Here is a 19,675-nt window from a genome sequence, read left to right on the forward strand (position 1 = left end):
ACCGATCCGCTATTGCCGTAACGGATTGCCATATCGTTTAAGGTAAATCTCACCCAGTTTTTCTGACGCATAGTCATTTAAATGGCCGACATCCCGATAAAGCGGAATACCCTCGATCTCGGTATCGCATTTGCCGTTCTGGCACTGCGCATCTTTCGCATCAATCACGATCAGCTCTGGATGCTTGTGCTGTAACGCGGCAAAGAGTTGATCGGTCCAGTTATTTTTCACAGGTGATGGAGCAGGGTTGCATGAACCGGGTGAATAGGCTTTTCTGGTTTTGAAGTGTTCATAGAAGCATGTCAGATAATTCTCCGGCATGCCAAACATGGTTTTAACAAGAACAGGTTTTGCGCCGCTTTGAATGATCGTTTGTATTGCCCCGTCAAGGGAAGCAGAGATGACCTCAATGGATTCTGCAGGACTAAGTTGATCCTGAAGATTATTTCGCACATTGAATGAAGGGTAGTTTTCCCACACCTCCGAAATAATAACGAATTTATATTTGTGCTGCTGAATGGCAGCATAATAGTGCTCAACATTTTCCCGGCACATCTTATAAAAATCGCCTTTATAGGTGTACATGTCCGCATGATAAATATTCGGAATTGCCAGGCAGAGGGAAGTTGCCTTCATGTCGACGGCGATATGGGCGTTTTTACCCATCACATCAAAGAAATTCCAGTATTGATTTGAGTGTGAATCCCCCATCAGCAGGGCTTTTTGGTCAGAGGATTTATCACCGACAACACAGGCCATATCCGTTCCGCTGACATTTTCATTCATACAATCCTGACGTTGTTCTAATTTTGTAGACTTCAATACGTCATTGATATGGCTTAGGTCGTTTCCGAAGCGTAAATGGCTAAAGGTATCGTAACGTTTACTGAGAGGGGTAAATGAAATGACCAGTAACAGAGGCAACAGAATTAATAAAGCGAGAGACTTTTTCAGTGAAAAACGGGGCGTACGGTAAGGTTTTTCGATGAAGTAATAACATGCGGTGGCGAGAATCAATGCCAGACACAATCCCGCTAAACGTGCGGTCAAAGAGGTGATGCCAACATAATGCAGCGCGGCGAATATAGGCCAATGAAAAAGATATAAGGAGTAGGAGAGCTTTCCTGTCCAGACGAGCGGCCCAAAAGAGAGTATGCGGTTTATAGGATTACTTTCTTTGCTTCCGGCAATGATAATGGCGGCGGTACTGAGGCAAACTAAAAGCGTATACCCGTTAGGATATCCCGGTGTGATATTTTTCGTCATCGCGATAATTACAATTGTTACGAATGCGATGGCTGATAAAAAGCTTAATGAGATTTTACTCGCTTTGTGGGCATGCGGGATGATAAAGCAGGCGCTCATGCCAATGAGAAATTCAAATATTCTCGAGGCAAAAAAGTAATAAGTCTTCGTTGGCTGGTTGTATATATAGTGCCAGGTAACACCAAAGGTTAACAGAATAAGCACCAGGCACAGAATAAGCTGTTTCTTATGGTTAAGCTTTTTACTCAGGAAATAGTAGATCGCCGGGAAAAAAAGATACCATTGCCACTCAACAGCGAGCGACCATGTATGCAGCAACAGCATTGCATTAGAGTCGGGCGCTGCATAGGCTGATGTTACATCGCTAAAATAGCGATTCGATACGAAAAACAACGACTTCTGCAAGCTTTTAAGGAATGCGCTGTAATCTTCTGGCAGATAAAATAGCGATGCAATGATAAATGAGAAGACCAGCATGGCAAGCATCGCGGGTTGCAGGCGCCAGATTCTGCGTAGATAGAAGTCCGCGAAGCTAAAGCTTTTTGTTTCGAGTTTATTTTTAATAATTGAAGCGATGAGAAAACCTGAAATGACAAAAAATATATCGACGCCAATAAACCCGGAAGGAAAGAGAGTAAAGCCGGCATGGAAAAAGAGAACTAACAGCACCGCTATTGCTCTCAGGCCATCTATGTCTGAACGATAAAACATATATCCCACTATTTTTTATGTTGTTTTCGAAAATTTATAACAAGCTACGCTGTCCGTATGAACTTTGAAGTTATGCACTAAGCCACGTCTGATACTGGCGCACTATATCAAGATGTTAGGCTTTGTCCTATGCGCTTTGCAGGCAAGATAGTTGAGTATGAACTCACCGCGTTAACTCAGGAAGGTTACAGGCCGGCATAAACGACAGGCGAGGTTATATCTGCATATCATCAGAGAATAATATCTGCGCGGGAGCTCTCATTCTCGCGTCTGGTTTTCAGCCAAACCCTGTGCGAAAATTAATTTTTCTGAATTCGTGAAAGGACGCACTTTATGTCAGAATCCGCTCAGCCCTGCCTGTTTACCGAAGGCCAGGTCACCCTTCCTGAAGGCTATCAGGACCGCACGGTTAATGTGTTCATGCAGCCCGGCGCGAATGCACCGGCGTTCAATATCTCCCGCGACACGCTAAACCCCGGCGAAACGCTGGCGGCCTATATCGACCGCCAGACGGCGCTGATGGCGAAACATCTCAAGGGCTGGAAAACGGGCGAGCGCGCAGAGGCTGTGCTTGGCGACAGCCTGGCAACCGGCGAAATCATTCATGCCAGCTACCTGCGTGACGGTAAACGCACCTTTCAGCAGCAGGCGGTGTTTAACCCCTCCGCTGACCATATTCTGGTGTTCACGATGTCTGCCGTGCGGGCGTTAAACGACGCCGATAGTGCGCTGCTTCTTTCCGTTCTCAAAAGTTTCCGTTTCCACGCTTAACAAGGATTGTTGCTATGTTTGAAGCCGCGTATGTTGGTGATGATATAGGCCATTCCGGTGCGCTGGCCGGAATGATTGTTGGCACTCTTGTCGGCGGCGCGATTGCGGCGCTGGGCGGCATCGCGGCCGGTGCGCTGATGGTCGCAGGCATCGGTGCCTCCTGCCTGGGCATCGGTGTACTGCTTATCGGTGCCAGTCTCGCAGTCGGCTTTCTCGCCGGGGAGGTGGCGACCGGCGTGCGCGACGGCATTGCCGAAGGTATGGCGGCGAACATAACGAAGAAAGGCGTCATCACCACCGGCTCTCCTGACGTCTTTATCAACGGTAAGCCCGCAGCCATTGCCACGGACAGCATGGTGGAGTGCGACGACGATGGCTCGCAGCAGATGGCGGAAGGCTCCTCCCGCGTCTACATCAACAATCTCCCTGCTGCCCGTATCGGGGACCGCACCACCTGCGATGCAAAGGTGATGACCGGCTCCGGCAACGTTCTTATTGGTGGAGACCCGGAACAGACTCTGTCGATTACCCCGGAAGTCCCCGAGGTGCTCTATAAAATATCAGACCTCACCCTGCTGTTTGCCGGGCTGGCTGGCGGCTGGGGTGGTGCGGCCAGCAAGGTCGGCGCGGTGGGTAAGCTGTTGTCGAAACTGCCGGGGATCAGCAAAATCGGCCGCATCGCCTGCCGCTTCGGCGCGATGCTGACCGCCATCGCGGCGGGAGGAATTATTGCCCGTCCGGTGGATATCGTCAGCGGGCAGAAGTTTCTCAGCGGCGATGACGAGCTGGATTTCGTCCTGCCGTCGCGTCTGCCGGTGCGCTGGCAGCGTTACTGGCGAAGCGGTAACCCGGGCGACAGTGTGCTCGGCCGCGGCTGGAATCTTTTCTGGGAAACCCGTCTGGAGCGTTACCAGGAGGGGCTGGTGTGGCGGGCCCCGACCGGGGATTATGTCTCCTTCCCGCAGGTGCCGAAGGGTTACCGGACCTACTGCGAAGCCGAAAAGCGCTGGCTTGAGCACCATCAGGACGATACCTGGTCAGTGTATGACATCAGCGGTGAACGCTGGCACTACGCCCCGCTTGAGAACGATAAACCCTCCCTGTTGCAGCGCATTTCCGAATCCTGCGGCAACGCTATCCTCTTCGAGTGGAACGATAACCTCACCCTGCATGCCCTGACGGACAGCGCCGGGGAGCGCGTGGTCTGCCGCTATGAGGGCAACCGCCTTGCCGGGGCCTGGCTGGAGGATGAGATCTGCCTGGTCAGTTACGCTTATGACGAACAGCGCCAGCTGGTCTCAGTGACCGGCCGGGGCGGTAGCGTGCGCAGGCGTTTCCGCTGGCAGGACGGCCTTATGTGCGCCCACGAGGATGCAAACGGCCTGGTGAGTGAATACTGCTGGCAAGAGATTGCTGGTCTGCCGCGCGTAACGGCTTTTCGCCACAGTGGCGGTGAGCAGCTAACTTTTGAGTATGATTTTGATAACGGGACCCGCCGGGCCGTCCGTGATGACGGGGCACAGGCGCACTGGCTGATTGATGACGATGATAACGTCGCCGCCTTCACCGACTTCGATGGCCGGAAGACCGCCTTTATTTACCGCGATGGCGAGCTGTGTGATGTCATCCTGCCGGGCGGTGCTATGCGCCAGAGCCGGTGGGACAGGTACGGGCGCATGGTCCAGGAGACGGACCCGGCCGGGCGGCAGACGGAATATTACTGGTACCGCCTCACCGACCGCCTCACCCGCACGGTCTGGCCGGACGGCACGACAGAGCAGAGCCTGTATGACCTGCAGGGACGACTGATTTCGGAAACCGACGCCGCAGGCAGCCGGACCACTTACCACTACCCGGATGATGAAGAACCTTTACCGGACAGCATCACCGATGCGACAGGCGGTTTAGTGCGTCTGGAGTGGAACCGCCAGGGACTACTTACGCAGCGCACCGACTGCTCCGGCAGTGTCTCGCGTTTCAGCTATGACAGGTTCGGTCAGCTCCTTAGCAGCGAAGACGCCGAAGGGAACATTACACGGCGAGAATGGAATAACGCGGGACAACTTTCTGCTGTTATCCGCCCGGACGGCAGCCGCGAAACATTGCAGTGGAACGCACGCGGTCAGCTTGCCGCCTGGCGCGACCCGCTGGAGAGCGAGGTGCGCTGGGACTATAACCCGCTCGGCCTGCCGGTGAGCATCACCGACCGCATCGGGCGCACCCGGCGCTGGCATTACGACCCGCGTGGCAACCTGTTGCGGCTCGAGAACGGCAATGGCGGCGAATATCGCTTTACATACGACGCCGCAGGCCGTCCGCTCAGCGAAATCCGCCCGGACAACACGTCGCGCCAGATGATGTGGGACAGCCGTGGATTCCTCAGCGAACTGCATGAAAATGGCAGGCCTGCCGTCGATGGCGGCATCGCCCGGCGTAGACGAACCTTCAGTTACGATGAAAGTGGCCTGCTGACCGCACGCGCTACCCGCCATGCGGAGTACCGCTATGACCACGACCTGAACGGTCAGCTCACCCGTATCCGGCGCACCCCGACGGCTGAAGGTGTTGCCCTGGGCATTGAAGCCGATGACATCGCCTTCAACCGCGATGCGGCAGGTCGCCTGGTAAATGAGTCTGGTGTTAACGGCGAACTCAGCTATGAATGGGATGCACTGGGCAATCTGACAAATCTGACCCTGCCCGGCGGGCAGCAAATGTCCTGGCTGCACTACGGCTCCGGTCACGTCAGTGCCATCCGCTTCGGATCACAACTGGTCACTGAATTCACCCGCGACCGTCTGCACCGGGAAGTGAGCCGTACCCAGGGCGCGCGCGAACAGTTCCGCAGTTACGACAGCCTCGGCAGACGCACTGCGCAGCGCAGCGCACTTATCACAGCGGTGGCCCTGCCGGAGCAGGCGATACTGGAGCGCCTCTACCGTTACACCGGACGTGGCGAGCTGGCGGGCGTTAGCGACACTCTGCGCGGCGAGGTGAATTACGGTTACGATGCTGAAGGCCGCCTGCTGAAGCATTATGAGTCCCGCCAGGGCAACAGCAGTGCGCTCTTTACGTATGATGCCGCTGATAACCTGGTCGCGAACGACGACCCGGTTACCGATAACCGTCTGCAGCACTGGCAGAGCCTGTTTATGCAGTACGATGCGTGGGGCAACCTGACGCGCAGGCGCAGCGGGCTGTATGAGCAGCACTACACGTATGATGCCGAAAACCGACTTCTGTCCGCGCGCGGAACGGGGCCGCAGGGGCGCTTTGAAGCACACTACCTGTATGACGCGCTCGGCAGGCGCATCCGCAAGACTATTACCACCGGTCACGGCACCCATGAAAGCCGCTTCCTCTGGCAGGGTTACCGCCTTTTGCAGGAGCAGCATCAAGGCGGGCAGTGCAGCACCTATATTTACGATCCGAATGAAGCATGGAGCCCGCTGGCGCGGGTCGACCATCTGCGGGAGGACAAAACCGGGGAGATATTCTGGTTCAGTACCGACCTGAATGGCGCGCCGCTGGAAGTGAACGACGAAGAAGGCAGCCTCCGCTGGAGCGGGCAGTACGGCAGCTTCGGCGAGGTCCGCCACCAGACCGACGGCTTCACGCGACGGGCGCAGAGCACCGCGCTAGCGCACCAGCCCCTGCGCTATGCCGGGCAGTATGCAGACAGCGAAACCGGCCTGCACTACAACCTGTTCCGCTATTACGACCCACAGGCCGGACGGTTCATTGTTCAGGACCCGATAGGGTTAGCTGGGGGCTGGAATCTTTATCAGTATGCGGTAAACCCGCTAACATGGATCGATCCATTTGGTCTTGCTACTGTTGAACACAAGCCAGATTTTGATTCTGCAAGAAGAGCAGGATTCGAAAAAGCCGGTATGACGAACCCGGATGATGTTACCTTCTCAAAAATTGATCCTGAAACAGGGACCGTTGTTGAATTCAAAGGGAAAAATGGTGCGAAAGTTGCTTATGATGCACCACATGACGATATGGATGTTAAAGCCGGACATGACAAACCACATGTTGGCTGGCAGTCAGAAGGAAAACGAGGAGCCGGAGGGGCTAATCGTGGAAACATTACTTATAAAGGTCCACAACATCCACACCGTTCAAATACGAAAGGAACAGGACAATGTTGAATGAACAAAAGTCAGAGTTAAGAGCAGAACTTGAGGATGCGTTTAATAAAGCAGGTATTGGCGACTACGTTGTGGTCAACGCAACTGCCATAATTGAAAAGATTAAGAAAAATTATGTCTCTGGAAACCCACGAGCCTGGTGGTTATCTCTGAAAAATAAAATTGATACCTTGCATTACGAGGATAATTCTGGCTACAAATACATCGCCGAGATCGTAGAAAATAAATTTTCTCAAGCTCATAACTCGTACGTTTTCTTCTTGGCTGATGAAGATAATGAACAAATGTACTTATATAAGATCCCTCTCAAGGCTTTAGTCTTTGTTATAGAGCAATGCCGGTATTTCGAATATTATGTGGTTTCTGAAGAATTGTCATGGTTAGTTTGTGAAAACGATCATGGTGAGATTATCGTTTGTTCATCTAGTTGATTGAAAAGATATTTTAGTAGGGGGCCAGATGTGTGGTTTAATAAAAATTTAATTTTGGGTTTTCTGGGTAAATTAGTCTTTATGGTAAATGCTGTAATGCTAAATTAAATATGAAAAATGAATAATATTAGAATCTTAATAATGCTATTCAGGAAGATATTTTTATGCAGCAATAATCCCTTGAAAAAATTAGTATTCTCCTCAAAACCATTCGTAAGCGCACGTTATATCTAAACAGTGACAAGCCTGGTTAAGTGGAATTGACCTGCTTAAAAGTTAACTCCACTTAAGCAGGTCAAATGCTTTTCTTGCAAGCACCCGCTCTGGATCAAAATTTGGAAGATGCTGCTGCATCATTTCGTGTTGCGCATTATTGCTATTCATTATGGCAACTTTGATGAGGTCCACTACCAGACCCACGGCTTCACTCGGAGGCTCAGAAACGCGCTGACCAGTCGCTCGCGGCGAATAATCGAACGGAGTTCGATGGAGAGTCCGGTCGCAGAAAAGCAAAAACCCAGCCATAGGCTGGGTTCTTTAAATAGTGGTGCCCGGACTCGGACTAACGCCGAAGGCGTTGAACAGCGCGCTTGCCGCGCTGGCCCCGAAGGGGTGAGCCGCTGACGGCGAATAATCGAACGGAGTTCGATGGAGAGTCCGGTTGCAGAAAAGCAAAAACCCGCCTTTTGGGCGGGTTCTTTAAATAGTGGTGCCCGGACTCGGAATCGAACCAAGGACACGGGGATTTTCAATCCCCTGCTCTACCGACTGAGCTATCCGGGCAACGGGCGGCATTAAACCGTAATCGCCCGTGGGCGTCAACCAAATTTCCCGAAATCCCTTTCAGTTGCTCAACTTTGCGGCAAAACGCGCAAAACCGCGTCGAAAATCGGGGGCTGCACAAATCTTCCAGACTTTTACATAGCGTTGATGAATGCTACTTTTCGATAGTATACGGAGGCGAAATGTCTAAAGACTGGCTTGAGCTGCGACAGCATGCGGATACGGGGATTGAGACCATCCGCGCCCATTTCGAGGGGCATGCGTACGACCCGCACTGGCATGACAGCTATCTGGTGGGCATCACCCTGTCTGGCACCCAGCAATTTCACTGCCGCCGCGAGCGGCATCATAGCCGACCGGGCGACGCTTTTTTACTCGAGCCGGGCGAGATCCACGACGGCGATGCGCCGGTAGAGGGCGGCTTTACCTATCTCACTTTTTACCTCGACGATCGCTGGCTCAACACCACACTGCGCGGATTGTATGACGCCGTGCCCTCCAGCTATGCATTGCACTTTTCCCACACTATTGCGCGCGAACCGCGGCTGATTCGCACCATTGCGCAAACCTTCTCTGCGCTGCACAGCGACGAGATGCGCATTGTGCAGCAGGGGACGATGGATGCGCTGCTTGGCGAGCTGACGCACCACTGCCAGTGGCGCAAACGCATCCCGACGCAGATCCAGAGCGTGGCGATTGCCCACCGCGCGCGGGATTATCTTCACGCGCATATCGGTGACAATATTGGCTTAACGGACCTGGCGCGCGAAACCGGCACCGATCGCTTTACGCTGACGCGCTGCTTTAAGCGCGAGTTCGGTTTAAGCCCACACGCCTGGCTTGTACAGTTACGTCTTACCACCGCGCGGGCGCAGCTGGCGCGGGGCGATCAGCCTGCTGATGTCGCTGCCGCCGTGGGATTTGCCGATCAGAGCCATCTTGGGCGCTGGTTCCAGCGCGCTTATCGTCTCTCTCCGGCGCACTACCGCAGGCTCTGCACAAACCTTCCAGACGATGACATAAAATAACGCGACATTGACAGGCTGATACCTAAGGAGCCTGACAATGACCCTGATCTCAATCTTCCTGCCGTTTTTGCTCTTCGCCTTTGTCGCGTCGATCACCCCTGGCCCGACCAATATCCTGATCCTCGCCAGTAGCCAGCGCTTTGGCGTCAAAGCCACGCTGCCTGCGGTGGTGAGCGCCTGCGTTGCCGCCAGCGCGATTGTCTTTATCTCCGGTGCGGGCGCAGGGCAGATATTGCAGGAACATGTACTGGTGAGAACGGTGATGAGTTGGGCGGGCGTGGCGTGGTTAAGCTGGATGAGCTGGCAGCTGTTTCGTGCGCCGGCCACCGATCTGCACGGTGAGGCGCAGCAGCCCTTCAGCATACGTGCGGCGGCGATATTACAACTCATCAACCCGAAAACATGGATGATGGCGTTAGCGGTAGTGAGCCTGTTTGCCCCACACAGCGGTCATCCGCTGCGCGAGGTCTCGGTGATGGCGCTGTCGTTTTTCCTGATCTCGCTCATCTGCCTTGCCGCCTGGGCGCTGCTCGGCAAAGCCGTTAACCGGCTGTTCCGCACCCCGACGTCACTTGTCGCCTTTCAGCGCATCATGGCGCTGTGCCTGTTTCTCTCCGCGTGGGCGGGGCTACTAAGCGCTTAGGTCAGCGCGCCGCCCTTGCGGCAGCGGGCAAAGCGCAGAATATCTTCCGCCAGGCGCTGGGCGGTGTCGACATCCGCCTGGCTGCGGTTGACCAGCATGCGGCTGAGACACCCTTCCAGGATCAGCTCCATCTGCTTCGCCACCATCGCCGCATCGTCCACCTCCAGCTCGTTCAGCAGCTTGTGAGAGAAGTTGTATGCTTCAAGCTTCTGCTGATCCGCCAACTGGTGAATCGGGTGATCCGGGGCGGGGAAGAAGGCGCAGGCGGCGATAAACAGGCAGCCCGGATAGCGGTTGTTGCTCACGCACTCGGTCAGCGCGGCGTAACGCGCCAGCAGTTTTTGTTCATGGTTGAGGCTCTCATCCAGCAGCAGCTGGCGGCGCCAGGTATCGATCTGCTGGCTTAAATAGCGCAGTGCATCATAGAGCAGCGCCTCTTTATCGGGCCAGAAACGGCGGAACTCCTCCAGCGGATAGTCGACGCGCTCGGCAACCATTTCAAGAGTGGTGTCCGCAATGCCTCTTAATTCAAGCAGTTGCAATGTCTGGCTTAAAACGTCTTCGCGTTGCACAGTGGTCTCCTCCGTTACTGCGTCAAACTTCCCCACCAAGTGTTGTTTACGGGGCGCGTTTGCGCAAATGGTCGGCAAAGGCTTCGGCAGGCATAAACCCGGTCACCCGGGCCGCTTGCTGCTCTCGCCCTTGCGCGTCAAAAAAGAGCAGGGTAGGTAACCCCAGCACATTCAGATGGCGCAGAAGCGCGGCATCCTGTGCGTCATTAGCCGTCACGTTGGCCTGTAATAACAGCGTGTTTTTCAGCGTTGCCTGCACTTTCGGGTCGCTAAAGGTGTACTTCTCAAACTCTTTACAGGCCACGCACCAGTCAGCATAGAGATCCAACATGACAGGCCGACCGTTGGCCTGCGCCAGCGCCCGGTTGAGATCGTCGACGGTTTTCACCGACGTAAAGGCCAAAGGCGCTGCGGTATGCGCCGCTGGCGCACCGAAGGCCCAGTCCTGCAATGGACGGGCGCAAACCAGCGCCGCGCCGAGCAGCGCGATTTGCAGCACGCGAACGATGGGGCGCGTGGCGTTGAGGCTGGTGATAAAGGCCCAGCCGAAGAAGGCGACGCCGAGAAATGACCAGAGCCGCAGCCCCCAGGCTTCGCCCAACACGCGCTCCAGTAAAAAGACCGGCAGGGCGAGGATCACAAAGCCAAAGGCGGTTTTGACCTGCTCCATCCACGGCCCGCTTTTCGGCAGCAGGCGGTTGCCGAACACCGTCACAAGAATTAGCGGCAGGCCCATGCCGAGGGCGTAAAGGTAGAGCGTGCCGCCGCCGAGCCACAGGTTCCCGCTCTGGGCGATATAGAGCAGGATGGCGCTGAGCGGCGCGGTAGTGCAGGGCGAGCAGATAAGCCCGGCAATCGCCCCCATGGCGAACACGCCGCCGACGGAGCCGCCCTGCTGGCGGTTGCTCCACAGCGTTAAGCGGGTTTGCAGCGCGGAAGGCAGTTGCAGGTTAAAGAGGCCGAACATCGACAGCGCCAGCAGGCTAAACAGCAGCGATAAGCCGATAAGCACGTAGGGGTGTTGCAGCGCGGCCTGGAACGACAGCCCGGCGGCGGCCACCACCAGCCCCAGTGCGGTATAGGTTAGCGCCATCCCCTGCACATAAATAAAGGCCAGCAGCAGCGCACGCGGCGTGGCAAGGCGCTGTTTGCCGCCGAGCACAATGCCGGAAATCAGCGGGTACATTGGCAATACGCAGGGGGTGAAAGCGATGCCGATACCGATCAACAGCGCCCAGAGGGCGGAGAAGGGCAGCGGGCGCTCGGGCGCGGTCTCAGTCGTTGGTGCGGCTTTGGGTTCAACCACCGGCGCGGCAGCGACCTCCATCAGCGGCACCACTTTGGTCTCCGGCGGGTAGCAGAAACCGGCATCGGCACAGCCCTGATAAGTGACGGTAAGCGTCGCGCCTTTCCCCGCCTGCGCGATGCTTAGCGGCAGGTTCAGCTTCTGGCGGTAGATCTCGGTTTTGCCGTAGAACTCATCTTCATGCATCTCGCCCTTCGGCAGTTCGAGCGCGCCGATCTGCGCCTGCGCAGGCGTGACGCGGATCTGCTGGCGGTAGAGGTAGTAACCCTCTTTCAGCTGCCAGTTGAGCGTCAGGTCATGTTGATGCTGTTGAAAATCAAAGGTGAAAGCCTGGTCAGCAGGCACAAAGTCAGAGCGGCCGGGCGCGTCGAACAGCCCGGCGAAAGCGGATGTGCTGCATAACAGCAGGATCAGCGTAAGGATGCGTTGAGCCATGTGAGGTAGTCGTGCTCTCCGTGAGAAACCGGCAGCGCCAGCAGTTCGGGGGTTTGATAAGGGTGGTGCGATTTCAGGCAGGCGAAGAGATCGTCCAGGTGCGCAACGTCGGTTTTCAGCAGCAGTTGCACTTCATACTCCTGCTCCAGCTTGCCTTCCCAGTAGTAGAGCGAGGTCGCTCCGGGGAGGATCGTCACGCAGGCGGCGAGTTTTTCCGCCAGCGCTTTGGCCGCCAGATCCTGGGCGGTGGCTTCATCCGGGGCGGTGCAGAGTACAACAACGGCGTCGGGCGTGTTCATTCTCAACCTCCTGAAAGCGAAAGCAGGGACTATAGCATGCGACGCGGGAAGATCGGGCCGCCGGGCAGCCCGATTTATAGACTTTTACAACAAGATAGTGCCGAAGATAAAGCCGAGCACCACGCAGAGCGCGATGGCGATCACACCGGGGATCAGGAAGGGGTGGTTGAAGACGAATTTGCCGATGCGCGTTGAACCGGTGTCATCCATCTCGACCGCCGCCAGCAGCGTCGGGTAGGTCGGCAGCACAAACAGCGCCGAAACCGCGGCAAATGAAGCCACGGCCGTCAACGGTGAGACGCCAAGCAGCAGCGCAGCAGGCATCAGCGCTTTGGTGGTCGCCGCCTGCGAATAGAGCAGGGTAGCAGCGAAGAAGAGCACCACCGCCAGCAGCCACGGGTAGCTGTGCAGCAGATCGCCCGCCACCATCTGGATATCTTCAATATGGTGTTTGACGAAGGTATCGCCGAGCCACGCAACGCCGAGCACGCAGATACAGGCGCTCATGCCGGATTTAAAGGTGCCAGCGTTGAGGATCTCGCCGGTATCGACTTTGCAGCTCAGGCAGATAAGCGTGGCGATGGTCAGCATAAACACCACAATCGCTTCGTTACGCGGCAGCACCGGGTTATTGATCAGCCCAACCGTCGGGCTGATGGCGGTGGCGTAGAGCATCACGGCGATAATGCCGACCAGAAAGAGCATCACCGAACGTTTGGCGTGGGGCTTCAGGGCAAACACCTGCTCACCGCGCAGCTTCACTTCCCCTTTCGCCAGCCGCTCCTGGTAGACCGGATCGTCCTTCAGCTCGCAGCCGAGGAAGTTACAGACAATGGCGGTCAGCATCACGGCAATCAGCGTGACGGGAATACAGATCGCCAGCAGCGTCAGGTAGCTGACGCCCAGCGGCTCAAGGATACCGGCAAAGAAGACCACCGCCGCAGAGATGGGCGAGGCGGTAATAGCGATTTGTGACGCCACCACGGCGATAGAGAGCGGGCGCGAGGGACGGATGCCCTGCTCTTTTGCCACTTCGGTAATTACCGGTAGCGTGGAGAAAGCTGTGTGGCCGGTGCCCGCCAGAATGGTCATAAACCAGGTGACCAGCGGGGCGAGAAAGGTGATGTACTTCGGATGGCGGCGCAGCATGCGCTCGGCGAGGCTGACCAGGTAATCCATCCCGCCTGCCACCTGCATGGCGGCAATCGCGGCGATGACCGCCATGATGATCTCGATGACGTCAAACGGGATGGCGCCGGGCTTAATTTGAAAGAAGAGCGTCAGCACCAGCACCCCGAGGCCACCGGCAAAGCCAATGCCGATCCCCCCGAGCCTGGCGCCAAGGTAGATGGCAAGTAAGACGAGGACAAGCTCTGCAGCAAACATAGTGGGCTTCCTTGTTTTCCAAGTGATATGAAATTGTTATTGGTAAGTAACCACCCAAAAGAAAAAGGCACGTCGCGGAGGACGTGCCTTTCATATTTTTTAACCTGGGGGGAGGTTACTGTTCGCTTTCATCGGTATAGCGTTTCGCTTTATAGGCCGGATGCATCAGGTTCTGGGCAGAGAAGATATCATCCAGCTCCGTTTCCGTCAGCAATCCGCGCTCGAGCACCACTTCACGCACGCTCTTCCCGGTTTCGGCGCAGATCTTGCCGACGATATCGCCATTGTGGTGGCCGATAAATGGGTTGAGGTAGGTGACGATACCGATGGAGTTATAGACGTAGCTTTCACACACCTCTTTGTTGGCGGTGATGCCATTAATGCATTTTTCCAGCAGGTTGTAGCAGGCGTTGGTCAGGATGTGTATTGACTCGAACATCGCCTGGCCAATCACCGGCTCCATCACGTTCAGCTGCAGCTGACCCGCTTCGGAAGCCATGGTGACGGTGGTGTCGTTACCGATCACTTTAAAGCAGACCTGGTTTACCACTTCCGGCACAACTGGGTTCACTTTGGCCGGCATGATGGAGGAGCCCGCCTGCAATTCCGGCAGGTTAATCTCGTTCAGCCCGGCGCGCGGCCCGGAGGAGAGCAGGCGCAGGTCGTTACAGATTTTCGACAGTTTTACCGCCAGGCGTTTCAGCGAACTGTGCACCATTACATAGGCACCGCAGTCGGAGGTTGCTTCGATCAAATCTTCCGCGGCAACCACCGGCAGGTTGCTCACTTCGGCCAGCTTCTGCACGGCGAGTTGCTGGTAGCCATCCGGCGTGTTGAGGCGGGTACCGATAGCCGTTGCGCCGAGGTTCACTTCGAGCAGCAGTTCCGCGGTACGCAGCAGGTTTTTGGTCTCTTCATTCAGCAGCACGTTAAAGGCATGGAACTCCTGGCCGAGGGTCATCGGCACCGCATCCTGTAGCTGGGTACGGCCCATTTTCAGGATATCTTTGAACTCCACCGCTTTGTTTTCAAAGCCTTCGCCAAGCTGTTTGATGGCATCGATCAGTTTCACCACCGAGGTGTAGACCGCGATGCGGAACCCGGTCGGGTAGGCATCGTTGGTAGACTGGCATTTGTTGACATGATCGTTCGGGTTGAGGAACTGATACTCCCCTTTCTGGTGGCCCATCAGCTCAAGACCGATGTTTGCCAGCACCTCGTTGGTGTTCATGTTCACAGACGTGCCCGCGCCGCCCTGATAGACGTCAACCGGGAACTGATCCATGCATTTGCCGTTGTTCAGCACCTCATCACATGCGGCAACAATAGCGTTAGCAATACTTTTAGGGATGGTTTGCAGCTCTTTGTTCGCCAGCGCTGCGGCTTTCTTCACCATCACCATGCCACGAACAAACTCAGGGATGTCGCTGATCTTGTTGTTGCTGATATAAAAGTTTTCAATCGCTCTCAGAGTATGCACGCCGTAGTAGGCATCCGCTGGCACTTCCCTGGTACCTAACAAGTCTTCTTCGATACGAATGTTGTTTAACATGTGAACCTTCTTTTTCAAGCTACGAATGAATACACCAATCACACAATATTTATGTGGTTATGTGTCTTTTTCGACCGACGATTATTCCCTCAATCGGCCAGAAGAGTGAAATTATATGCTGGCGCGGGCGAATTGCCGTAATCGGGATCACTTATTATCTTACTGGACCCATCATAATTACCAATATGTGAAATAAGTCACCGCTGCGTAACAAACAAAACTTTACACCACCGGGGAAATTGAATTTTTCAGCTTTGCCACCATCTCATCCCTATGCGATTTCGCAGACTCATTTTAGCAACGGTGAGATGACCGTTGCTCGTTCACAGGAGAAGCCAGTGCGCTGGATACCGTTTATTGCTTTTTTCTTATACGTTTACATCGAAATTTCGATCTTCATCCAGGTGGCTCACGTCTTTGGCGTGCTGATGACCCTTATCCTGGTGCTCTTCACCTCGGTTATCGGTATGTCGCTGGTGCGCAACCAGGGCTTTAAAAACCTGATGGCGATGCAGCAGAAGATGGCGGCGGGTGAAAGCCCGGCGGCCGAGATGATCAAGAGCGTGTCGCTGGTGATCGCTGGCCTGCTGCTGCTGCTGCCTGGTTTCTTTACCGACTTCCTCGGCCTGCTGCTGCTGGTGCCGCCGGTGCAGAAGCTGATCACCCTCAAGCTGATGCCGCACCTGCGCTTTTCGCGCGGGCCTGGCGCGGGCGCCGGGTTTGGCGGTGGCGACACCTTTGAAGGCGAATATCAGCGTAAAGATGACCCCAACAACCGTCTGGATCATAAAGACGATCGTTAAGCTCCGCTGCCCGGCCTTGCCGGGCATTTTTTTATTCCGGCAGCGAACGAACCGTTGTCGTACGCCGCTTCGGTAAAAAGAGCCACAGCGCCGCCAGCATCACCACCGCATACAAACTCTTCCAGCCTGGAATGATCAGCAACAGCAGGCAGAGCACGCTCCCCAACGACGCCAGCGCCTTATAGCGCCCTTTCAGCAAGCGGCACCCCGCCAGCATGCAGAGCAGGTAGATCATGATAAAGATGCCGTTGGCATAGATGATCAGCGTGTCGAGATTGATGTTGAAGGCGTAAATCGCCAGCGTGCAGGCCACGCAGCAGAGAATCACCGCGTTGAGAGCGTTAAGCGGCAACTGGCGCGCCGAGAGTTTTGCCAGCGCGCTGTCGGGCTTGTAGGCCGCCTGCGACCACACCAGCCGCGCGAAGCTCTGAATATAGATATTGAGGCTGGCGAAACAGGCGAGATAGCCAATAATGCAGGCCACCCACAGCGCCTGCTTGCCAAAGAGATCGACGACAATCACCGGCAGCGAGGCCGCTGCGCCCAGGTGATGCCAAAGATCGAACTTCAGCACCGCCACGGTACAGGCCCAGTAGACGGTGCCCGCCAGCAGCAGGCCAATCATCAGCGCACGGGGGAAATCGCGCTCCGGGTTTTTAAACTCCGAGGCGAGATGGGCGAACGCCTCCAGCCCGACAAAACACCAGAACATCACCGCTAATGAAGCGGACATCTCAGAGAGGGAAACGTCGCCCAGCGGTGGGAAGGGGATATCGCGCAGCGTAATGCCGCCGCGCCACCAGATGGCGACCAGCAGAGCAACGATCAGCCCGGCGATAATCGATTGCAGGTTGGCGCTGGAGCCTGCCCCGCGCGTGCCGATAAGCCAGATCAGCGCCAGCGTCATCAGTTCCGCCATCAGCAGCAGCGGCCCCTGCCAGCCAAAGAGCCCCTGCCAGAAACCGGCGGCGATATGCAGGGCCGCAGGCAGCCCAACCGGGATCACCGAGAGAAACAGCCAGCCGGTCACCCGCTGCAAACGCGGACCAAACGCCATGCCGACAAAGTGGGCGACGCCGCCAGCGCTGGGGAAGTGGCGTCCGAGAATGGCAAAGACAATCGCCACCGGGAAGACCAGCACGATGAGTAACGGCCACGCCCACAGGCTGCTGTTACCGGCGGTCAGTGCCGCCAGCGCCGGAACGGCGAAGACTCCAGTGCCCAGTAACGAGGTAGAGAGTAATCCAACACCCTGCGCCAGCCCCAGCTCTTGTTTTAATCCGCTCATTTTTTCTGTCTGTCTCTTATCGGGAGCGTCGATGGTAGCACAAGCTGTTTTACTTATGGCTCGTCGTTCCCCGCCAGGAAAGGGAGGGGGCAGTCGATTGCATTTTCGAAAATTTTTTTTGTTTTACCCCTTGAAGGGGGAGAGGCCTAACCCCATCTCTCAGGTCACCAGCCGGATAACCGCATGGACCCGGCCTCACCATAACTGATAAAGACTTTCTCAAAGGAGAGCTATCAAATGAGTATTCGTCCGTTACATGATCGTGTGATCGTCAAACGTAAGGAAGTTGAGTCTAAATCTGCTGGCGGTATCGTTCTGACCGGTTCTGCGGCAGGCAAATCAACTCGTGGCGAAATCATCGCTGTCGGTAAGGGCCGCATCCTGGAAAACGGTACTGTTCAGCCGCTGGACGTGAAAGTGGGCGATATCGTGATTTTCAACGATGGTTACGGTGTGAAGGCTGAGAAGATCGACAACGAAGAAGTGCTGATTATGTCCGAAAGCGACATTCTGGCAATTGTTGAAGCGTAACAACGCGCGCGAACGAACCTGAACGAATTTAAGGAATACAGAAAATGGCAGCTAAAGACGTAAAATTCGGTAACGACGCTCGTGTAAAAATGCTGCGCGGCGTAAATGTTCTGGCAGATGCAGTGAAAGTTACCCTCGGTCCGAAAGGCCGTAATGTGGTTCTGGATAAATCTTTCGGTGCACCGACCATCACCAAAGATGGTGTTTCCGTAGCACGTGAAATCGAGCTGGAAGACAAGTTCGAAAACATGGGCGCGCAGATGGTGAAAGAAGTTGCCTCCAAAGCGAACGACGCTGCGGGCGACGGTACCACCACCGCGACCGTTCTGGCACAGTCCATCATCACTGAAGGTCTGAAAGCCGTTGCTGCGGGCATGAACCCGATGGATCTGAAACGCGGTATCGACAAAGCTGTCGCTTCTGCCGTTGAAGAGCTGAAAGCGCTCTCCGTACCGTGCTCTGACTCTAAAGCTATCGCTCAGGTTGGTACCATCTCCGCTAACTCCGACGAAACCGTAGGTAAACTGATCGCTGAAGCGATGGATAAAGTCGGTAAAGAAGGCGTGATCACCGTTGAAGACGGTACTGGTCTGCAGGACGAGCTGGACGTGGTTGAAGGTATGCAGTTCGACCGTGGCTACCTCTCCCCTTACTTCATCAACAAGCCGGAAACTGGCGCAGTAGAGCTGGAAAGCCCGTTCATCCTGCTGGCTGATAAAAAAATCTCCAACATCCGCGAAATGCTGCCGGTTCTCGAAGCCGTTGCGAAAGCAGGCAAACCGCTGCTGATCATCGCTGAAGATGTGGAAGGCGAAGCGCTGGCGACCCTGGTGGTTAACACCATGCGCGGTATCGTGAAAGTGGCTGCGGTGAAAGCACCGGGCTTCGGCGACCGTCGTAAAGCGATGCTGCAGGATATCGCAACCCTGACTGCCGGTACCGTTATCTCTGAAGAGATCGGTATGGAGCTGGAAAAAGCGACCCTGGAAGATCTGGGTCAGGCGAAACGCGTTGTGATCAACAAAGACACCACCACCATCATCGATGGCGTGGGTGAAGAGACCGCTATTCAGGGTCGCGTAACGCAGATTCGTCAGCAGATCGAAGAAGCTACTTCCGATTACGATCGTGAAAAACTGCAGGAGCGCGTAGCGAAACTGGCAGGCGGTGTTGCGGTAATCAAAGTTGGCGCTGCGACCGAAGTTGAGATGAAAGAGAAGAAAGCCCGCGTTGAAGATGCGCTGCACGCAACCCGTGCTGCCGTTGAAGAGGGCGTGGTTGCCGGTGGTGGCGTAGCGCTGATTCGCGTAGCCAGCAAACTGGCTGAGCTGAAAGGCCAGAACGAAGACCAGAACGTGGGTATCAAAGTTGCGCTGCGCGCGATGGAATCCCCGCTGCGTCAGATCGTGCTGAACTGCGGCGAAGAGCCGTCTGTTGTTGCCAACATGGTTAAAGCGGGCGACGGTAACTACGGTTACAACGCTGCGACCGAAGAGTACGGCAACATGATCGACATGGGTATCCTGGATCCGACTAAAGTGACCCGTTCTGCACTGCAGTACGCGGCTTCCGTAGCCGGTCTGATGATCACTACCGAGTGCATGGTTACCGATCTGCCGAAAAGCGACGCGCCTGATTTAGGTGCTGCTGGCGGTATGGGTGGCATGGGCGGTATGGGCGGCATGATGTAATGGCTGCCGGACACGTGCCCGG

The 19,675-nt window shown here is 55.5% G+C and carries 16 protein-coding genes and 1 tRNA gene; 8 read left to right on the top strand and 9 right to left on the bottom strand.

Going from position 1 to position 19,675, the window contains the following annotated elements; translation table 11 throughout:
• Positions 1–9: 9 nt before the first annotated feature.
• Entirely contained in the window at positions 10–1,977 is a 1,968-nt protein-coding gene (locus tag ACWPW2_RS00780) for an acyltransferase family protein (RefSeq protein ID WP_454121291.1), read from the bottom strand.
• 333 nt (positions 1,978–2,310) lie between these two features.
• On the opposite strand from ACWPW2_RS00780, the gene ACWPW2_RS00785 reads away from it, so the two are divergent.
• From ACWPW2_RS00785 to ACWPW2_RS00795, 3 genes are read left to right on the top strand one after another with little or no spacing between them, the layout of a single operon-like run.
• On the top strand, positions 2,311–2,748 hold the full coding sequence (locus ACWPW2_RS00785) for a DcrB-related protein (protein WP_023478376.1): 438 nt from the start codon (positions 2,311–2,313) through the stop codon (positions 2,746–2,748).
• 14 nt (positions 2,749–2,762) lie between these two features.
• A complete protein-coding gene (locus ACWPW2_RS00790) occupies positions 2,763–6,905 on the top strand; it encodes a polymorphic toxin type 47 domain-containing protein (RefSeq protein WP_454121292.1) in 4,143 nt (1,380 codons plus the stop codon).
• Positions 6,899–7,336 carry a DUF6756 family protein gene (locus ACWPW2_RS00795; RefSeq protein ID WP_454121293.1) on the top strand — a complete coding sequence of 146 codons (438 nt, stop codon included), beginning with the start codon at positions 6,899–6,901 and terminating at the stop codon, positions 7,334–7,336. The genes ACWPW2_RS00790 and ACWPW2_RS00795 overlap by 7 nt, the downstream gene beginning before the upstream one ends.
• Positions 7,337–7,612: 276 nt before the next feature.
• On the opposite strand, the gene ACWPW2_RS00800 is transcribed toward ACWPW2_RS00795, so the two are convergent.
• Positions 7,613–7,861 (bottom strand): hypothetical protein, encoded by a 249-nt coding sequence (locus tag ACWPW2_RS00800; protein ID WP_454121294.1) that lies wholly within the window; start codon positions 7,859–7,861, stop codon positions 7,613–7,615.
• Between the two features lie 182 nt (positions 7,862–8,043).
• Positions 8,044–8,119: transfer RNA gene (locus ACWPW2_RS00805), tRNA-Phe, on the bottom strand.
• Between the two features lie 182 nt (positions 8,120–8,301).
• On the opposite strand from ACWPW2_RS00805, the gene ACWPW2_RS00810 reads away from it, so the two are divergent.
• Complete coding sequence (locus ACWPW2_RS00810) at positions 8,302–9,147, top strand: AraC family transcriptional regulator (protein WP_396461925.1); 846 nt, start codon at positions 8,302–8,304, stop codon at positions 9,145–9,147.
• A 37-nt stretch (positions 9,148–9,184) separates the two neighbouring features.
• Positions 9,185–9,790 carry a LysE family translocator gene (locus ACWPW2_RS00815; protein WP_454121296.1) on the top strand — a complete coding sequence of 202 codons (606 nt, stop codon included), beginning with the start codon at positions 9,185–9,187 and terminating at the stop codon, positions 9,788–9,790.
• On the opposite strand, the gene ACWPW2_RS00820 is transcribed toward ACWPW2_RS00815, so the two are convergent.
• The 5 genes from ACWPW2_RS00820 to aspA form a co-directional block, all read right to left on the bottom strand.
• On the bottom strand, positions 9,787–10,362 hold the full coding sequence (locus tag ACWPW2_RS00820; protein WP_023478395.1) for a transcriptional regulator: 576 nt from the start codon (positions 10,360–10,362) through the stop codon (positions 9,787–9,789). The two genes, ACWPW2_RS00815 and ACWPW2_RS00820, sit on opposite strands and share 4 nt — an antisense overlap.
• Positions 10,363–10,408: 46 nt before the next feature.
• A complete protein-coding gene (locus ACWPW2_RS00825) occupies positions 10,409–12,103 on the bottom strand; it encodes a protein-disulfide reductase DsbD (protein WP_454121298.1) in 1,695 nt (564 codons plus the stop codon).
• Entirely contained in the window at positions 12,079–12,402 is a 324-nt protein-coding gene (cutA, locus tag ACWPW2_RS00830; protein ID WP_023478491.1) for a divalent cation tolerance protein CutA, read from the bottom strand. The genes ACWPW2_RS00825 and cutA overlap by 25 nt, the downstream gene beginning before the upstream one ends.
• A gap of 84 nt (positions 12,403–12,486) precedes the next feature.
• Entirely contained in the window at positions 12,487–13,788 is a 1,302-nt protein-coding gene (locus ACWPW2_RS00835; RefSeq protein ID WP_023478477.1) for an anaerobic C4-dicarboxylate transporter, read from the bottom strand.
• 115 nt (positions 13,789–13,903) lie between these two features.
• A complete protein-coding gene (gene aspA, locus ACWPW2_RS00840) occupies positions 13,904–15,340 on the bottom strand; it encodes an aspartate ammonia-lyase (RefSeq protein WP_454121300.1) in 1,437 nt (478 codons plus the stop codon).
• Between the two features lie 338 nt (positions 15,341–15,678).
• Between aspA and ACWPW2_RS00845 the strand changes: the two genes are divergently transcribed.
• The gene (locus ACWPW2_RS00845) at positions 15,679–16,143 is read left to right on the top strand and encodes an FxsA family protein (protein ID WP_042718491.1); all 465 of its coding nucleotides are present in this window, start codon (positions 15,679–15,681) and stop codon (positions 16,141–16,143) included.
• Positions 16,144–16,174: 31 nt separating this feature from the next.
• Here the strand turns inward: ACWPW2_RS00845 and yjeH are convergent, their stop codons facing one another.
• On the bottom strand, positions 16,175–17,431 hold the full coding sequence (gene yjeH, locus ACWPW2_RS00850) for an L-methionine/branched-chain amino acid transporter (RefSeq protein ID WP_454121302.1): 1,257 nt from the start codon (positions 17,429–17,431) through the stop codon (positions 16,175–16,177).
• 237 nt (positions 17,432–17,668) lie between these two features.
• On the opposite strand from yjeH, the gene ACWPW2_RS00855 reads away from it, so the two are divergent.
• Positions 17,669–17,962 carry a co-chaperone GroES gene (locus ACWPW2_RS00855; protein WP_007372708.1) on the top strand — a complete coding sequence of 98 codons (294 nt, stop codon included), beginning with the start codon at positions 17,669–17,671 and terminating at the stop codon, positions 17,960–17,962.
• 44 nt (positions 17,963–18,006) lie between these two features.
• Positions 18,007–19,653 carry a chaperonin GroEL gene (gene groL, locus ACWPW2_RS00860; RefSeq protein ID WP_094419174.1) on the top strand — a complete coding sequence of 549 codons (1,647 nt, stop codon included), beginning with the start codon at positions 18,007–18,009 and terminating at the stop codon, positions 19,651–19,653.
• Positions 19,654–19,675 lie beyond the last annotated feature (22 nt).

The organism is Kosakonia sp. Marseille-Q7440, assembly GCF_965119485.1.